The organism is Marinomonas spartinae, assembly GCF_016461715.1.
Taxonomy (GTDB): Bacteria; Pseudomonadota; Gammaproteobacteria; order Pseudomonadales; family Marinomonadaceae; genus Marinomonas; species Marinomonas spartinae_A.
The window spans coordinates 73,142-90,329 of the sequence record NZ_JAEMUI010000003.1 but is presented as its reverse complement, the minus strand read 5'-3'; the positions used below and the strand labels follow the sequence as shown (position 1 = coordinate 90,329).

Here is a 17,188-nt window from a genome sequence, read left to right as displayed (position 1 = left end):
TTAAAAACAAAATACATACATAATAATAAGAGAGAATACTATGAGCTTTGACCCTAAAGAATTCCGACGTTGTCTGGGCAATTTCGCGACTGGCGTTACTGTTATGACGGCTAAATCATCCGATGGAAAACAAGTTGGCGTCACTGCAAACAGCTTTAACTCGGTGTCACTTGATCCACCACTTATTCTGTGGAGTATTGTTAAAACCTCCAGTAGCTATGCCATCTTTGAACAATCAGAGCACTTTGCCGTCAACATACTAGCGGCCGATCAAATAGACTTATCTAATAACTTTGCAAAACCCAGTGACGATAAGTTTGCCAACATTGAATACACTTCGGGAGTCGGCGGTTCTCCTATATTGTCAAACACTGCAGCGAATTTTCAGTGTGAAAAATACCAAGTTGTCGATGGTGGAGATCATTGGATAATGATTGGTAAAGTCGTCGCTTTTGAAAATCACGGCCGTGCGCCCCTGCTTTATGTGCAAGGAAGCTATGCTGGTGCGGTGTCATTTACTGGAGCAAAAACAGCTGCCAATAATGTAGCATCAGGAGAGACTCTAGCAAGACTCCATGACAGCGCGATTTATCTCATGCATAAGGTGCTGCAAAAAGTCCAAATGAACTACTTGCCCAAACAGTCTTCTACGGGATTAAGCACGGGTGAAGCACGTATTTTATTGGTACTGAGTGATGCTAAAAACATTACCAGAGAGGATCTAGATAACCTCGTCACCATTCCATCCAGGGATGTCACAAATGCCCTTGAAAGCCTTAAATCCTTTGGACTAATCAATGATAACTTTGAATTAACGGTAAAAGGGTTTGATGCCGCTGAGCATCTGTGGGCGATTTCTGATCAACAGCAAAGTACACTGTTTGCTGACTTTGACCATAAAGAATTAACCACATTCAAACAAAGCCTTCATCATTTAATCAAACAGCTTTCCTGACCATTTGCTCCTTTCGTAGATAACAACAATTTAGTCCAGCAGCTTGGTAAACCATTTTACTGAGCTGCTTATTAAACTTCGTACTTATAAAAAAGCCTATCTTCACTCTATACTCTGACAGGTACTTGTCACTTAAACCATTATATATTGCTTGTTGCCATTCATAACTTAACATGTAAAACTTTGATTTTATAACGAAACTCAGGAATGCGGTTGATTTTTCATTTTCGACTGCAAACCACTCAAATCGTCTTAGGATCCCCAATTATCTCATGAAGAAATTAGAAGACTCTTTACCCCTACAGTTGTTAAGGGCACGTGAATCATCAATGAACTTCTTTCGTCCGGTACTACAAAAAGCGGGGTTTACGGAACAACAATGGCGGGTACTAAGGGTTTTGAACGATCATGAAGAGTTAGAAGCTAGGCAGCTGGCTCATCTCTGTTGCATCCTTAGCCCAAGCCTAACTCGTATCGTCACACGTTTTGAAGAAGAGGGATTCATTGCGCGAAAAAAATCCCCCCAAGATCAGCGTATTTCCCTATTATCATTGACACCTAAAGCCATCTCAGTGGTTGCAGAGTTTCGTCCAGAGGTCGATGCCGCTTACCAGCGTTTGATTGGCAAATTAGGTGAAGATAAGCTCAAAGAATTAAGCCTTCTGTTAAGTGATGTCATTGCCCTAGAAAGCCATGTCGAATAACCAACTCAGCAGGCATAGCGCTTATGCCTGCTCTATGATCCTATTAGCAATACGGTTAGTTATCGTGACTTCACCTTGGGTTTACGACGCTTCGCTGACTGAGCCACGCCCCCCGCTGCTTGATGACCAGACGGCTTTCCACCATGGGCATTTTTACGACGAGCTTTTTCTGTAGCGGCATTCTTTTCCATGGTGGGGCGATTAGAGCTATGGGAGGCTCCTGTCGCCTGGCCAGCTTTTGTTTTCTTCGGCCGGCGATGTATTTGCTTATCCTTGTCTTCAGCGGGCACCAACTTATTAGCACCGTGGCCGATCAAATCTGCACGCCCCATTTTGATCAAGGTATTACGCAAATCTTGCCAATTACTGGGATCATGGTAGCGCAAAAAACCTTTCTGTACCGTCCGCTGCTTATAGTCTTTCGGCGTATAAACCTCTTCACTTTTATAGGTCACGGGTTTCAATGGGTTTTTTCCAGAGTGGTACATTGCCGTGGCCAATGACATGGGCGAAGGGTAAAAGGTTTGTACTTGATCAGGCTTGAAGTCGTTGGTTTTCAACCAAACCGCCAGATTCATCATATCCTCGTCCGAACTTCCGGGATGAGCCGCAATAAAGTAGGGAATCAAATGCTGCTTCTTGCCGGCCTCTTTGGAGAACTTATCAAACATTTTCTTAAAGCGATCATAGGTCCCCATCCCAGGTTTCATCATCTTAGATAGCGTACCTTGCTCAGAATGCTCAGGAGCAATTTTTAATAACCCGCCCACATGATATGTCACGAGCTCTCGAACATACTCAGGGTCTTCTACGGCGAGGTCATAGCGTAAACCTGAGGCAATCGATACGGTATGAATCCCTTCAACGGCTCGAGCTTTACGATATAACTGAGTCGTTGGACTGTGATCCGTATTCAAATTAGAACAAATCGTTGGGTACACACAAGACAGCTTGCGGCAGGAGGCTTGAATCTCGTCATCCTTACAATTCAAGGTATACATATTTGACGTGGGTCCACCCAGATCAGAAATATGTCCCGTGAAGCCCGGCACCTTGTCTTTGATGTCGTCAATTTCTTTTAAAATAGACTCGTGTGAACGGGATTGAATCACTCGACCTTCATGTTCCGTAATCGAACAAAAAGTACAGCCGCCAAAACAGCCACGCATGATATTGATCGACGTTTTAATCATATCATAAGCAGGAATACGCGCTTTTTTATACTTAGGATGCGGGACGCGTGCATAAGGTAAATCAAACACCCCATCCATTTCAGAAGTTTCTAATGGAATTGGTGGCGGATTCACCCAAATCTCTTTTTTGCCGTGTTTTTGTACCAAAGCCCGAGCATTGTGAGGGTTCGATTCCAAATGCAAAATACGTGATGTATGCGCATACAACACGGGATCTTTAGAGACTTTTTCAAACGAAGGAAGACGAATGTAGGTCTTCTCCATTTCTAGCTTTTCTCCTCGACGGAGCGGTGCAGGAATCACGCGAATCGGCATTACATCGCTGTCAGCTTCTCCTGTAGACTGACACTTTCCCTCTGGAATGTACTCATAAGGACTATAGATTTTCTCTACCTTACCAGGCCAATCCACTCGGGTTGAATCAATCTCAGTATAACCACCTGGAGGGGCATTACGCACAATGGTCGTGCCTCGGATATCCGTGAGTTCATCAAGCGTTTTCCCCATCGCCATTTGATGAGTCACCTCAAGCATGGCTCGCTCTGCGTTACCATAGAGCAAGATATCAGCAGTGGAGTCAATCAACACTGAACGTCGCACCTCATTACTCCAATAATCGTATTGGGCAATGCGGCGCAAACTGGCTTCAATACCACCGATCATCACAGGCACATCATGGAAAGCTTGCTTACAGCGCTGAGAATAGACGATGACAGCTCGATCCGGGCGTTTGCCGCCTATTCCATAAGGCGTATAAGCATCGTCATTACGAACTTTAAGATCCGCTGTATAACGGTTGATCATAGAATCCATGTTACCAGCGGTAATACCAAAATATAGGTTTGGTCGACCAAGGCGCATAAAATCCTCCGTATTACGCCAGTCTGGTTGGTCGATAATCCCAACTCGGTAGCCTTTCGACTCCAATAAACGACCCAAAACTGCCATGCCAAAGCTAGGATGATCGACATAAGCGTCCCCTGTGACGATGATCACATCACAGCTATCCCAGCCAAGTGCATCCATTTCTTCTCGTGTGGTTGGCAAAAAAGGCGAGATGCCATAGCACTCTGCCCAATACAAAGGGTAAGAGAAAAGCTCTTTGGCAGTTTTATGTCGTTTGGTCATTAGCGGCTCTTGGTCTTAGTCAATTTCAACACAATGGCATTGTCATATCATGAAGACATAGGTTATCAAGTGAATTTTCCGGCATTATCCCAGAAAACGACTCAGGTAAACAGCGCCAATCCCCAAAGCCATATAAAGAATATTTATTAAACCACTCATGCTATTTGTCACTAGCTTTGTTGCGGCACTATGTGCCAAACGCTCTCTTCAAAAAAAGCGTAGCCACGCTCTTTATATTGCGGGTTAGCTTGCACCAAATCTTCCGAGGCCACTTTCTGAATCGCATCCCCCCATAGGGAGACAACACTGTCATCTTCTACAGAAAATGGAGGCCCCTCTTCCCCACCACCATGTCTGGTGGAGACTAACAGTAACGTAGCGTTAGGAGATAACCGTGCTTTTGTGTGGGCTACATAGTCCGCCCGTATCTCTTCCGGTATCGCAATCATAGCGGCCCGATCATAGCAAGCATCAAAACCTTCCTCGTTAAAAAGGAAATAATCCCCCTCAACAATACGCAGTGGTAGCCCAACAACGGTATGGATTTTTAAATCCCCTACCTGTTGCGTTTCATAGGCTAAGTCGTTATCACCTAAGAACTGTACAACCGCTAACGGTGACAATTCCACTCCTGTTACTTGATACCCTTGCTCAGCAAGCCAAATCATATCATTGGACTTACCACATAAAGGCACTAGTACATGACTGCCTTTCGGCAAACTCGGCCAGTACTCAACCAGCCAAGCATTGACTCCTTCCTGATGAAATCCTATCCGGCCATTTAGCCAACGATCTAGCCAAAACTCATTCGTAATCACAACAACCTCGCGGAGTACTCACAGATTTCATTGTCTTGTCCCCTGTATTCTTAGACAATATCTAAATAAAAACAGGACACACCTTTGCGACACATACTACTATATAAGTTCGCCTCTTTATTTTTACAGGTCAAATACGACAATTAATAGACAGGAAAAAGAATGTCTCTAGACAATGCTCCCACACATATCAAGCTCGCTGTCGATCTTATCGAGATGTTAGAAGAAAGCAACATCGACAACCAAATCATCATTGATGCATTGACCATTGCCCTTACTGACTTCAAAGCAAAGCAAAAGCAAGAAGAGCAATAGCCATGGCAAAAATGCCATCAGGCTAAAAGATTACCCTTCGGCATCTACCGCGTCGATTAATTTTTGATTACCTAAAAGGATCTGTACCTTTTCTTCAAGAACCTCTGAGATTCGTCCATACTGCCATTTAGGCCGCTTATCTTTGTCCACCAACAAGGCTCTTACACCTTCGAAAAAATCGCCTTGCTTGCAGCAAGACACTGATAGCTCTAATTCTCGTGCAAAAACCGATTCTAAGGTTTGATGTTTTGCCCATTCAAGTTGCTGAACAATAATATGGGCAGAGAGAGGACTGCCTGTCAAAAAAGTATTTTTGGCTTTTATCATGGCGGGACACTCTGGTGAGTAGGCTAACATGGAGGCATAAATATTATGGATATCCCCAGTCATCAAGCTAACAACAGTGGGAGACAGGGCTGTCAACTCAGGTTTCAGCAAAGGTAAATCATCAGACTGAGACAAGGTAAATAATGCTTGTTCAATAATTAATGTGACTTTTTCAGGATTCAAATCTGCCATTTGAGCCATCATTAATTGTTGCTTTAACTCGGCACAATCTTGCTCCATTAAATAGTGTGTTGCTAATCCAATCTCACAAGCATCCGTAGCATTGACTTGATATGCCGTTAAGGCCAAAAAGCGTGCGATAGCATCATCTTCCAATTGATTCAGAAAGTAACTTGCACCAACATCGGGATACAAACCAATGCTAATTTCCGGCATGGATAAGCGACTCTTTTCTGTGACAATACGATAGTTAGAGGACATCATTAACCCCATACCACCGCCCATCACATAACCACTTCCCCAACAGATAATAGGTTTTGAAAAACGATGTAATAGATAATCAAGAGCATACTCTTCACGAAAAAACTGTTCACAATATGAAGTATCTCTTTCCTCTCCTAAACTATGATAGACATCCACCACATTACCGCCCGCACAAAACGCCTTACCTCCAGCCCCTTCCAGCCAGATAGCCACAACAGTTTGATCCATTGCCCACTCTTCTAATTGAGTGTAGATTGCTTGAATCATAGGTAATGTGAGGGAATTTAACGAATCTGGACGGTTTAATTGGATAACGCCCATTTTATACTGTTTTGCAAACGGCAGGACATCAAATACAACACTATTACTGCTCGCAGTGGCCTCCACTACGCTTAATCGATTAGCCATTACCTTCTCCTTTCTTATTGTTATGAATGGCTTGCTATCATCCTTGCTCACCATTTTGTCACAGCAAGATCTATTTTGACGACACCGCTTTACAATACTTTGTTAAACCCGTCTCAAAATGCTCATTTACGCGCTATAAAACAACTTTATTGTCTACGGCTAGCTGTTGTTTATATGGTTACTATTTAAGTGCCCATTAAGGCACCCTGTTCGGATCTAACTATAACAAGGCAACATTCTAAACATAAAAAAACCCCTTAATAAACACAAGGGGTTTTTTCGTAAATCAAAAGTAAGAGACCGTCAATAATATTCCTTATTCACCGCGCCTCCACTCGCTGTTACTTTTTCGTAGCGTATGGATTATCGCCCGACTTAAACTCAAACGAGATAGGCGTACCAGTAATATTCAACACCGTTCGAAACTTATTTTCTAAATAACGTTTATAGCTACCAGGCAGAGCATCGGTTTGATTACCATGCACTATAATACGCGGCGGATTTGATCCACCTTGGTGGGCATAACGTAACTTGATACGACGGCTGTTCACCAGTGGCGGTTGATGCTCCGCGACGGCATCTTCTAAAATTCGTGTTAAACGATTTGTAGACCATTTCGCGTAACATGAATCATAAGTCGCTTCAATTGTGTCATATAGGTTACCGACATCGGTTCCATGTAACGCGGAAATGTAGTGCACTTTTGCATAAGGAACAAAACCCAAACGACGCTCAATTTCACTTTTAATGTGCTCGCGTTCATCTTTTGTCAGGCCATCCCATTTATTTACAGCGATCACCACACCACGTCCAGCATCTAACACATAGCCAATCATATGAAGATCTTGTTCAACCAAATCTTCATGGGAATCGATCACCACAATCACTACATTGGCATCTTGGATCGCTTGCAAAGTCTTCACAATAGAGAATTTCTCTACGGCTTCTTTCACATGCTTACGACGGCGCACACCTGCGGTATCAATCAAGGTATATTCTTTGTCATTACGAACATAAGGGATATACACACTGTCCCGTGTCGTACCTGGCATGTCATAAACCACCACGCGATCTTCGCCTAGCATACGGTTAACTAGTGTTGATTTACCCACATTTGGCCGACCCACTACTCCGATACGAATGCCTCGCGCCGACAATTGAATATCATTTTTAGCCTCTGCAACTTGTTCAGCAAAAGGTAACATAACTTTATCTATTAAGACGTGAACCCCTTTACCATGGGCGGCAGCGATGGGATGTAACTCCCCTAAACCGATTGAATAAAAATCGGCTAACGCAATATCTTCATTCACCCCATCCGTTTTGTTGACAACCAAATAAACCGGTTTATTCGCACGACGCAAATGATTGGCAATCATCTCATCAGCCGGATTCAAACCATGGCGACCATCGACAAGAAACAAAACCACATCGGCCTCTTCAATGGCCAATAATGACTGACGTGCCATTTTTTCATCAATGCCCTGTTCATCGCCGCTAATCCCTCCCGTATCGATGACGATAAACTCATGTTCACCCACTTTACCATCACCGTATTTACGGTCACGTGTTAAGCCTGGATAATCGGCTACCAAAGCATCACGTGTTTTCGTCAGACGATTAAACAGCGTTGACTTACCAACATTGGGTCTACCTACCAATGCAATAACTGGAATCATTTTATTACCTATAAAAATACAAAACGGCCACCATCCCTATATCGGCATGGCGGCCTCTTTAAATGTGCTGGTTAGAAAAGCCGAAGCCGACTTCAATAACTTAATGCGGTCACATCAGAGTCTGGTGTAAGTATAAACAATTGCTTATCAGCCGACACCATACGGCTGCCCGAGGGCACATCATCATGAGCGACATCTCGTGCGATCACTTTGCCCGTTTTCAGATCCAGCAAGTGCACGTAACCACCTCTATCCATGACAGCGACATAACTTCTAAAAAACTCGGGCGTAATCAAAGCTCGATCTTTCAAGTTTTTATTAACCCAAATTTCTGAACCATTGCTAGCATTTAAACCATAGACGGTACTGTCTTGGCTAACCACAACCAGCAACTTATCTCTAAGCGCTACCCCAACATCACTTGAAATGCTACGCTGCCAAATAGGACGCCCTGTTTGCAATGACAAAGCGGCAACGGTGCCATTGTAGGCAATAGCATAAACTACACCATCTTTGACAACCAAACGACCATCCACGTCGGATAATCGCTCTATTTCATAGCGACCTTTGGGGATACCAACGGCGTATTCCCAATCCGTTTTGCCCGTTTCCAAGTCATATGCTTTCACACGACCATCAGCATAACCCGCGATGACTTTACCATCAGCAATAATGGGGGCACTTGTACCACGCACAGTCAGCGGAGGCAAATCTTCTTTAGCGCGCCAAAGCACGTCACCAGTTTTCGCATCCATTACGGTTAACCAGCCATCACCTGTTTGTACCGCTAATTTTCCATCCCCATAACCCGGACTGGATAAGACTTCCGAGCTCAAGGTTTTGACCCAGTTTACTTTCTTATCTTTTAGCGATACCGAAACAAGCTGTGCTTTATAGGTACCAAAATAGATACTATCCCCAACTTTAGTCACGCCTGCACTTGGCTTATATTTGGTGTCAATGCGCTCAATTTTATCGCCGTCTTTTTGCGACAATTGATAGACTGAACCTTCATCGGTTACAAAATACAGTGACCCCCCTTCTGCGACGATGTTATAACGCTCGCTGGATTCACCAAAGTTGCCATCAACGCCAGTCCGCCATGTACTATGCAGATCCACTTCACTCTTAATGGGCTTGAGGTCAGGTAATGCAGGAAGCGAGCTAGAACAACCTTGTAACATCAAGGCAGCCAATACAACGCCCGCGAGAAGTGACTTACTCATAATTAACCTTTCACCAAGTCTCTAAGTTTAATATCTAGCAAAGGATGTTGTACTTTGTTACCCAAAGCTTTGCTGGCCTTTTCATAAGCGGCACGCGCTTCACTACGCTTACCTTGTAACAAATAAATATCACCTGCCGTTTCTTCTCGCTGTGCCAAAAATTGCGGTTCTGTCACCTTATCCAGCGTCGCTAATGCTTTAGCATAATCAGCCTTTTGAGCCAATACTCGAGCAATACGTACATAAGCTATGGCTTTAAAAGACGCGTCATCTGTTGCTTTCGCTGCCGCTTCAAGGTCACTAATCGCTTTATCATAATCCTTATTATGAACTTCTAGACGTGCCGCAATAAGCTGGCCAAGCATGGCATATCCCGTATCGCTATAGTCTTTCTCAAGCTGATTAGAAATATAGGCAACGGTTTTTTGGTTATCCTTATCCGATAAGTCCCCAGATGCTTGAAGTAAGTTTTGGTACAAAGCAGACGCCTCACTAATGTGTGTCGCTTGGCTACGTTGCCATGCCTGCCAACCAAAATACCCACCAACGACAATGACAACAGCAACCAGAAGAATCGTACCGTACTTCTTCCACCACTGTTTTAACGCTTCGATTTGTTCTTCTTCAGTCTTTAACTCAGACACGTTTATTCCTCATTCAAAACGCCGCAAATAGGCGCTGTACGGTTATCGATTAGAATTTTGTATTAATATAAGCAACGACTGAATCGAATGAACACGTTTCCTGTTCACCCGTTTGCATATCTTTTATTTGGCAAACACCCTGATCCACTTCATCTTGACCAATAATAATGGTAAAACGCGCGCCAGAATTATTGGCCTTTTTCATTTGGTTTTTAAAATTACCACCGCCACAATGACGCATCACCACAAGATCATTGGTATGTGAGCGAATCTCTTCCGCTAGCACAAAGGAACGCACCTCCGCATCCTCTCCAAAGCTCACAATAAATAGATCAGTTGATGGCTTCGCCTCCTCGGGAATCAAATCGAGGGTTTCTAGTAATAAAACCAAACGCTCAATCCCCATAGCAAAACCGACAGCGGGTGTTGGCTTACCTCCCAAGAGCTCCACCAAACCATCATAGCGACCACCACCACAGACCGTTGCTTGCGCCCCTAAATGCGTTGTCACCCATTCAAACACCGTTTTGCTGTAGTAGTCTAAGCCACGCACCAGACGCCGATTAATTACAAAAGACACACCATTGGCCGTCAGTAAACTCTGCAAACGATCAAAATGCGCTCGCGATTCGTCACCAATAAAGTCTTCAAGATTTGGCGCATTGTCCAATATGGCTTGCGTATCGGCATCTTTCGAGTCAAGAATACGCAACGGATTGGTGGTTAAACGACGCTGACTATCCTCATCTAGCTTATCTTTAAAGCCCGTCAAATACTCTACCAACGCCGCTTTATAAGCTTCGCGCTCCGATGACTCGCCAATAGTATTAAGCTGTAATTCCACATGCTCAAGCAGCCCTAACTTTTTCCACAAACGGGCCAATAAAACAATCAATTCCGCATCAATATCTGCGCTCGCCATGCCAAAACATTCCAGTCCTATTTGATAAAACTGGCGGTAGCGGCCTTTCTGTGGTCGCTCATAGCGGAACATCGGTCCTGTGTACCACAGACGCTGAACCTGATTGAATAAGAGACCAGCCTGATCCGCTGCACGTACACAACTGGCCGTTCCCTCTGGCCGTAACGTTAATGACTCGCCATTGCGGTCTTCAAATGTGTACATCTCTTTTTCAACAATATCTGTCGCTTCCCCTACACCACGCTTAAAGAGGTCAGTATTTTCTACGATAGGAAAACGGATTTGCTGATAACCATAGGATTTAGCAACGTCGGCAACAACATTTTCTACATACTGCCAAACAGAGGATTGACCAGGTAAAATATCATTCATTCCCCTGATTGCTTGAATTTTACGAGCCACGGTGGTTCCTTAATCTTTCGCAATAATATTTGCAAGTTCACGTTCTTTCGCGACAGCTTTCTGACGAATCATTCTTTCCAGTTCATCAACAAGCGTCTCATTTTTTACTTTACCACTGGGCTTACCATCGGTATAAACCAAATTATTGGGTGTGCCGCCAGCCAAACCTAGATCCGCCTCTTTGGCCTCGCCAGGACCGTTAACAACACAACCAATCACAGCCACATCCATTGGAATGGTAATGTCTTCTAGGCGCTCTTCTAATTGGTTCATCGTTTTGATGACGTCAAAGTTTTGTCGAGAGCAGCTTGGGCAGGCAATAAAGTTAATGCCACGATTACGCAATTTAAGACTGCGCAACATATCCCAACCAACTTTAATTTCCTGCACAGGATCAGCGGCTAACGAAACACGCAGCGTATCACCAATACCATCCATTAAAAGCAGACCAAGACCAATGGAGGATTTTACCGTTCCTGAGCGTAACCCACCGGCTTCAGTAATCCCCAAATGCAGGGGGTTATCAATTTGTGAGGCAATTTTACGGTAAGCCGCAACCGTCATAAACACATCAGACGCTTTTAAGCTGAGCTTGTATTCATGAAAATCCAGTTCATCAAAGTATTGCAGTTGACGAAAAGCTGATTCAACTAATGCGTCGGCTGTTGGTTCACCGTATTTTTTCTGTAGATCTTTTTCTAGTGAGCCAGCATTCACGCCAATACGAATGGGGATGTTTTTATCGCGAGCACAATCCACCACGGCACGAATGCGATCTTTATTACCAATATTACCGGGGTTAATACGCAAGCAATCCACCCCGTATTCGGCGACTTTCAAGGCAATTTTATAATCAAAATGAATGTCAGCAACCAACGGAACGGATACCTGTTCGCGAATGTGTTTAAACGCTTCAGCCGCATCCATAGAAGGAATAGACACACGAACAATGTCTGCACCGGCATCGGTAATCGCACGAATCTGTGCAACGGTTGCCGCTACATCACAAGTTTCTGTATTCGTCATACTTTGCACGCTGATTGGGGCCCCCCCACCAACAGGTACATTACCCACCATAATCTGACGAGACTGACGACGTTTAATAGGCGATTCAAAATGCATAATATTCTCTACTTGAGCTCAAAACGAGCCAGGTCTTTATGTGTATAAGAAGAAAAGTCGAAAGACTCACCTTTATAATCAAAAGAGGAAACGCCCCGCGCGTAACCCAACACAACACGGTAAGGAGGTGTGCCAGTTAAATCCAACTTATCCCCTGCGTTTTTCACGCCAGAATATAAAATCTTACCAGTACTATCGCGTACTTCTACCCAGCAATCGGCATCAAAGGTCGCTTCAATATCATTGGTATAAGTTGGAGCTGGTTGTGCGGGTTCACCATTAGCGGAGGGTTGTGATAGATCCGCAGAGTCCACTGCCTTAGTTTCTTGCTCAACTTTTTTCGCATTCACCCCTGAGTTTTCAAGCAAAGCGATGGTTTCCGCAGACATACCTGTGGTAACACCATCGTCCTTTTGGGTATGAACTTTTGCATCAGTTGACTCATCAGCGGCGCTTGCTGCTGCCGCTTGTGATTGCGAGATATCGGTGTCTCCCGTCTTGGAAGCCGTATCACTGTCCACATCTTGCTCATTAAGAGGATCAAGAGCTGGCGGCGTGCTACTCACCACAGGAGAAGAGGTATTTCCTTGAGAAGGAGTGTTCGCTTGAGAAGAGTTTGCCACAGGAGGGTTTTTATCTATTGCTGCTGTGTTTTTACTTGAAAAACTCGGCCACCAAACGGCCAAGAAGATCAACACCGCAATAATAACGGCAGAGACCAACATGACAATAGGGTCACCAAATTTGGTCTGCTTATTAATAACTTTATCAACAGGTTTAATAGTGCTTTCAACGCCAGGTTGCATCGCATCGAAAGCAATCAAAATCTCCGTCTGATCCATTTCAAGGAAACGACAGTAAGCCTTCAAATAGCCCCGTGCGAATGTTTTAGAGCGGAAATAACCAAAGTTATTGGACTCAAGCGCCCGTACTTGATCAATCGGAATCTTAAGTTCGGTCGCCACTTCTCTTTCATCAAAGCCACGCTCAGCACGTTTTGCTTTTAATCGATTACCTATGTTGATATCAACCGTAGGCTTGTCAATTTGACTCTTTTCTACATTCGGAACGTCAGCTTGGAATTCAGTTGTCATATCAATACCTTGAGCGATCCAGGCAGGTCAAAGTGCTCGCAGATGAATAAATTGTAGGGTCAGTCTCGCGTGCGATTACTTGCCGCGACAGACAGTTATATTCATCAAAATACACACCATTTGTGGCATGTTTTGTATCAGCCTGGATATTATTTAAGATTAGGCGAGCCTTACTAAGGTTACCCCGTATTAAAACAAGATTAAGCTCTGTCATCAAACCTATCAGAGGCAAATCATCAATTTCTTTTGCTCTATTTAAGTCCTTTTCAGATAATTTTACGTCAAACTGACGCAGCTCACATCGAGACAAATTAATCCATACGGATTGTCGCGCAGAATAGCCACCTAAACTGGCTTTTTTGAACTCGTGACATGCTTTTTGCCAGTGGTTTGCCTTACCTAATAAAACACCATAGTTATTTAAAATAAAGTCATCTTCTGGATACAAAGACAAGGCCCTTTCATGCTCTGCTAACGCCTTGTTTTCTTTTCCAGCATTAAACCAGTAAAGACTCCTTAAACGCCAGTAATTCCTACCTTGGTGCGCCTCTGATACCTGATCAAGCTGGGCTTTGCTTAGCGCAAACTGCCCTAACAATATATGCGCTTGAGCAAGGGCCAGCCGGTGTTCATCCGAGATACCAGAAAGGGCGTTATCGGTACGCTGATAAGCACAGCCAACCATCACCCAACACACCACTAACAAATAGATCACTCGTATTATCTTCATTAAGACATCCTTGTCTACAATGATATTTATTTACCCGTTGTCTCTCAAAAGAAACAACCTAACACCTTAGCCCATTACTTCACTTCACGTAACTCAATGTATTTTTGACTACGGCGCGTTTTGTCATGGAAATCCCCAACCAATTGACCACAAGCCGCATCGATATCATCACCACGGGTGGTTCGAACCGTCACCGTGTAGCCAGCATCCGCCAGAATTTTCTGAAAACGACGAGTTCGATTGTTAGAGGGTTTTTCATACCCAGAATGAGGGAAAGGGTTAAACGGAATCAAGTTAACCTTACATTCCAGATCTTCCAGTAAAGCCGCCAATTCATGCGCCTGCTCTTCATTATCGTTCACACCAGACATCAAAGTGTATTCGATGGTGATGTGACGCTTATCTGGCAAATTGGCCAAATAATGCTGGCACGCTTCCAACAATTGCGCAATAGGATACTTTTTGTTGATCGGCACCAATTCATTACGCAGGGCATCGTTCGGTGCGTGCAGAGAAATCGCCAACGACACATCGGTACGTTTAACTAACTCGTAGATTTTAGGCACCACACCAGAAGTACTCAAGGTCACACGACGCTTCGACAACCCATAAGCGTTATCGTGCATCATCAAGATCATCGCATCAACAACAGGCTCAAAGTTCATCAAAGGCTCACCCATGCCCATCATAACCACGTTTGTCACGCGGCGAGGGCCATTAGGATCCATTGGACCAAAGGATTTTATCGCAATCCAAACCTGACCAATGATCTCAGCTGGCGTCAAATTACGATTAAAGCCTTGTTTGCCAGTCGAGCAAAAACTGCAATCCAAAGAACAACCCACCTGGGAAGAGACACATAACGTCGCACGATCCCCATCGGGAATAAGCACCGTCTCAACACAATCGTTTTTGCCGCCCTCAGTACGAATGATCCATTTACGGGTACCATCGCTAGAGATATTTTGCGAAACGACTTCTGGTGCCCGAATCTCACAAATCGTTTCCAGTTTCGCACGTAATGCTTTGCTGACATCCGTCATCTCTTCAAAGTTTTCCGCCCCCTTTTGATGAATCCATTTCATCACTTGAGTCGCACGGAACTTCTTCTCACCGATGGATTCAAAGAAGGCAATCAATTTTTCAGGGGATAAACCTAATAGGTTTACTTTTTTGGTGTCAGTCATAATAAATATCGCTTGCTACGAATAGCATTTAGTGTAAACGAAAAAAGCTTCTGAAAAGAAAACGCTTTTCAGAAGCCTCTGTCCATCTGTAAAAAAGCGGGCTAATGCCCGCCTTAAGCAATCAGATCGGGAGATCGATCAATTACTTACCAAAAAAGTAAGCAATTTCACGAGCTGCTGATTCTACAGAGTCAGAACCGTGAACCGCGTTTGCATCAATAGATTCTGCGTAATCTGCACGCAGAGTACCCGCAGCAGCTTCTTTAGGGTTAGTAGCACCCATTAGTTCACGGTGACGAAGTACGGCATTTTCACCTTCAAGAACAGATACAACAACAGGACCAGATGTCATGAACGCAACCAAATCTTTATAGAAAGGACGTTCTTTGTGCTCAGCGTAGAAACCGCCAGCCAATTCGTCGTCTAGTTGAACCATTTTCGCTTCAACAATTTTAAGACCAGCACGCTCAAAACGAGAGTAGATTTCACCGATTACGTTTTTCGCAACCGCATCTGGCTTGATGATAGATAAAGTGCGTTCTAACGCCATGATATAACTCCAAAATAAATTCAAAAGGGCGATGGCTAATTGGATGAAAACCATAAAAACCATGGCCCAAGACATAAAAGTTTCAGCGCGTGGATTATACGCATCTCTTTATTAAAATTGTATGCTCAACACGCGATTCTTTTGCAATTCCCAACAAAAAATACACTTTTACGCTAAAAAAGCCCTATCTAAGCGCTGTAACAGCTTTTTTAATTGTCTCCGCCGCAAAATCCACTTCTTCTTCTGTGGTAAAGCGACCCACAGATAGACGCAATGAACTGTGAGCCAAAGCATCTGGTAAACCAATGGCTCGTAATACATATGAGGGCTCTAAGCTCGCAGAGGTGCAAGCAGACCCAGATGACACGGCGATGTCCGTTAATGACATCAACAACACTTCCCCATCTACCCCAGAAAACCCCACATTGAGTACACCAGCGACACGGTTAGCTGAATCGCCATTAAGATGCACTCCAGACATTTCACTTAGGGACGTCCATAAACGCTCCCGCAAAGCTTGGGTTCGAGCACAATCTTGCGCCATCTCTTCACTTGCCAAACGAAATGCCTCCCCCATCCCAACAATTTGATGGGTTGCCAAGGTTCCAGAACGCATGCCTCGCTCATGACCACCGCCATGGATTTGCGCCTCTAGTTTCACTTTTGGTGAGCGACGTACGAATAAAGCACCAATCCCCTTTGGACCATAGGTTTTATGGGCCGTAAGAGACATTAGATCAACCTTCATTGCATTCACATCAATCGCCACCTTCCCCGTGGTTTGAGCCGCATCCACATGCAAAAACACACCATTTTTACGAGTCAATTCACCGATAGCCGCGATGTCTGTTAATACACCTAACTCGTTATTACCATGCATCAGAGACACGAGAATAGTATCTTCTCTGAGAGCGCCAGCGACTTGATCCGACGAAATAACGCCATGTACATCGGGTTTTAAATAGGTCACTTCGAACCCTTCTTTTTCAAGCTGCTTACAAGGGTCCAGTACCGCTTTATGCTCAATCATGGAGGTAATAATATGGCGACCTTTTTGGCGATACGCATGAGCCACACCTTTCAGAGCCAAGTTATTCGCTTCCGTTGCACCGGATGTCCAAACAATTTCCCGAGCGTCCGCACCAATCAAGTTGGATACTTGCTGCCTTGCTTCCTCTACCGCTTCTTCGGCACGCCAACCAAAGAGGTGAGAACGAGAAGCTGGGTTCCCAAAATTGCCATCCTGAGTTAAACACGCCATCATTTTTTCAGCCACTCTTGGATCAACAGGCGTGGTCGCTGAATTATCTAGGTAGACTGGGGTGTTCATTTAAAGCTCT

Annotated in this window: 16 protein-coding genes; 3 read left to right on the top strand and 13 right to left on the bottom strand. The window is 44.2% G+C overall.

The window, feature by feature from the left end:
- The first annotated feature begins 40 nt into the window (after nucleotides 1-40).
- Together JHD45_RS04075 and hpaR are read left to right on the top strand one after the other, a co-directional pair.
- Complete coding sequence (locus JHD45_RS04075) at nucleotides 41-955, top strand: p-hydroxyphenylacetate 3-hydroxylase reductase component (RefSeq protein WP_199475050.1); 915 nt, start codon at nucleotides 41-43, stop codon at nucleotides 953-955.
- A gap of 272 nt (nucleotides 956-1,227) precedes the next feature.
- A complete protein-coding gene (gene hpaR, locus JHD45_RS04070) occupies nucleotides 1,228-1,659 on the top strand; it encodes a homoprotocatechuate degradation operon regulator HpaR (protein WP_199475041.1) in 432 nt (143 codons plus the stop codon).
- Between the two features lie 59 nt (nucleotides 1,660-1,718).
- On the opposite strand, the gene JHD45_RS04065 is transcribed toward hpaR, so the two are convergent.
- Nucleotides 1,719-3,980 (bottom strand): YgiQ family radical SAM protein, encoded by a 2,262-nt coding sequence (locus JHD45_RS04065; RefSeq protein WP_199475039.1) that lies wholly within the window; start codon nucleotides 3,978-3,980, stop codon nucleotides 1,719-1,721.
- A gap of 170 nt (nucleotides 3,981-4,150) precedes the next feature.
- Nucleotides 4,151-4,798, bottom strand: coding sequence for a thiopurine S-methyltransferase (locus tag JHD45_RS04060; protein WP_199475037.1), 648 nt, complete (start codon nucleotides 4,796-4,798; stop codon nucleotides 4,151-4,153).
- Nucleotides 4,799-4,960: 162 nt separating this feature from the next.
- On the opposite strand from JHD45_RS04060, the gene JHD45_RS04055 reads away from it, so the two are divergent.
- Nucleotides 4,961-5,113, top strand: coding sequence for a DUF2496 domain-containing protein (locus tag JHD45_RS04055; RefSeq protein ID WP_199475035.1), 153 nt, complete (start codon nucleotides 4,961-4,963; stop codon nucleotides 5,111-5,113).
- Between the two features lie 30 nt (nucleotides 5,114-5,143).
- Here JHD45_RS04055 and JHD45_RS04050 read toward each other — a convergent pair whose 3' ends face one another.
- The 11 genes from JHD45_RS04050 to JHD45_RS04000 all read right to left on the bottom strand — a co-directional run bounded on the left by JHD45_RS04050 (nucleotide 5,144) and on the right by JHD45_RS04000 (nucleotide 17,178).
- Nucleotides 5,144-6,292, bottom strand: coding sequence for an enoyl-CoA hydratase/isomerase family protein (locus tag JHD45_RS04050; protein ID WP_199475033.1), 1,149 nt, complete (start codon nucleotides 6,290-6,292; stop codon nucleotides 5,144-5,146).
- A 341-nt stretch (nucleotides 6,293-6,633) separates the two neighbouring features.
- Nucleotides 6,634-7,971: a ribosome biogenesis GTPase Der gene (gene der, locus JHD45_RS04045; RefSeq protein ID WP_199475031.1), complete on the bottom strand. Its 1,338-nt coding sequence runs from the start codon at nucleotides 7,969-7,971 to the stop codon at nucleotides 6,634-6,636.
- A 92-nt stretch (nucleotides 7,972-8,063) separates the two neighbouring features.
- Nucleotides 8,064-9,197, bottom strand: a complete 1,134-nt coding sequence (bamB, locus tag JHD45_RS04040) for an outer membrane protein assembly factor BamB (protein WP_199475022.1) — start codon at nucleotides 9,195-9,197, stop codon at nucleotides 8,064-8,066.
- A 2-nt stretch (nucleotides 9,198-9,199) separates the two neighbouring features.
- The gene (locus JHD45_RS04035; protein WP_199475020.1) at nucleotides 9,200-9,841 is read right to left on the bottom strand and encodes a YfgM family protein; all 642 of its coding nucleotides are present in this window, start codon (nucleotides 9,839-9,841) and stop codon (nucleotides 9,200-9,202) included.
- Nucleotides 9,842-9,890: 49 nt separating this feature from the next.
- A complete protein-coding gene (gene hisS / locus JHD45_RS04030; protein WP_199475018.1) occupies nucleotides 9,891-11,165 on the bottom strand; it encodes a histidine--tRNA ligase in 1,275 nt (424 codons plus the stop codon).
- A gap of 9 nt (nucleotides 11,166-11,174) precedes the next feature.
- Nucleotides 11,175-12,287, bottom strand: a complete 1,113-nt coding sequence (gene ispG / locus JHD45_RS04025; RefSeq protein WP_199475016.1) for a flavodoxin-dependent (E)-4-hydroxy-3-methylbut-2-enyl-diphosphate synthase — start codon at nucleotides 12,285-12,287, stop codon at nucleotides 11,175-11,177.
- Nucleotides 12,288-12,295: 8 nt separating this feature from the next.
- Complete coding sequence (locus tag JHD45_RS04020; RefSeq protein ID WP_233407563.1) at nucleotides 12,296-13,381, bottom strand: RodZ domain-containing protein; 1,086 nt, start codon at nucleotides 13,379-13,381, stop codon at nucleotides 12,296-12,298.
- A gap of 1 nt (nucleotide 13,382) precedes the next feature.
- Entirely contained in the window at nucleotides 13,383-14,111 is a 729-nt protein-coding gene (locus JHD45_RS04015) for a hypothetical protein (protein ID WP_199475014.1), read from the bottom strand.
- A gap of 74 nt (nucleotides 14,112-14,185) precedes the next feature.
- Nucleotides 14,186-15,298: a 23S rRNA (adenine(2503)-C(2))-methyltransferase RlmN gene (gene rlmN / locus JHD45_RS04010; RefSeq protein WP_199475012.1), complete on the bottom strand. Its 1,113-nt coding sequence runs from the start codon at nucleotides 15,296-15,298 to the stop codon at nucleotides 14,186-14,188.
- Between the two features lie 142 nt (nucleotides 15,299-15,440).
- On the bottom strand, nucleotides 15,441-15,848 hold the full coding sequence (ndk, locus tag JHD45_RS04005; protein WP_199475003.1) for a nucleoside-diphosphate kinase: 408 nt from the start codon (nucleotides 15,846-15,848) through the stop codon (nucleotides 15,441-15,443).
- Nucleotides 15,849-16,032: 184 nt separating this feature from the next.
- On the bottom strand, nucleotides 16,033-17,178 hold the full coding sequence (locus JHD45_RS04000; RefSeq protein ID WP_199475001.1) for an IscS subfamily cysteine desulfurase: 1,146 nt from the start codon (nucleotides 17,176-17,178) through the stop codon (nucleotides 16,033-16,035).
- Between the last annotated feature and the right edge of the window lie 10 nt (nucleotides 17,179-17,188).

Excerpts from the sequence above, each read along its gene's own strand:
- JHD45_RS04075 (WP_199475050.1), top strand. The coding sequence starts at position 41 with ATGAGCTTTGACCCTAAAGAATTCCGACGTTGTCTGGGCAATTTCGCG.
- hpaR (WP_199475041.1), top strand. The coding sequence starts at position 1,228 with ATGAAGAAATTAGAAGACTCTTTACCCCTACAGTTGTTAAGGGCACGT.
- JHD45_RS04065 (WP_199475039.1), bottom strand. The coding sequence starts at position 3,980 with ATGACCAAACGACATAAAACTGCCAAAGAGCTTTTCTCTTACCCTTTG.
- JHD45_RS04055 (WP_199475035.1), top strand. The coding sequence starts at position 4,961 with ATGTCTCTAGACAATGCTCCCACACATATCAAGCTCGCTGTCGATCTT.
- JHD45_RS04050 (WP_199475033.1), bottom strand. The coding sequence starts at position 6,292 with ATGGCTAATCGATTAAGCGTAGTGGAGGCCACTGCGAGCAGTAATAGT.
- der (WP_199475031.1), bottom strand. The coding sequence starts at position 7,971 with ATGATTCCAGTTATTGCATTGGTAGGTAGACCCAATGTTGGTAAGTCA.
- bamB (WP_199475022.1), bottom strand. The coding sequence starts at position 9,197 with ATGAGTAAGTCACTTCTCGCGGGCGTTGTATTGGCTGCCTTGATGTTA.
- ispG (WP_199475016.1), bottom strand. The coding sequence starts at position 12,287 with ATGCATTTTGAATCGCCTATTAAACGTCGTCAGTCTCGTCAGATTATG.
- JHD45_RS04020 (WP_233407563.1), bottom strand. The coding sequence starts at position 13,381 with ATGACAACTGAATTCCAAGCTGACGTTCCGAATGTAGAAAAGAGTCAA.
- JHD45_RS04015 (WP_199475014.1), bottom strand. The coding sequence starts at position 14,111 with ATGAAGATAATACGAGTGATCTATTTGTTAGTGGTGTGTTGGGTGATG.
- rlmN (WP_199475012.1), bottom strand. The coding sequence starts at position 15,298 with ATGACTGACACCAAAAAAGTAAACCTATTAGGTTTATCCCCTGAAAAA.
- ndk (WP_199475003.1), bottom strand. The coding sequence starts at position 15,848 with ATGGCGTTAGAACGCACTTTATCTATCATCAAGCCAGATGCGGTTGCG.
- JHD45_RS04000 (WP_199475001.1), bottom strand. The coding sequence starts at position 17,178 with ATGAACACCCCAGTCTACCTAGATAATTCAGCGACCACGCCTGTTGAT.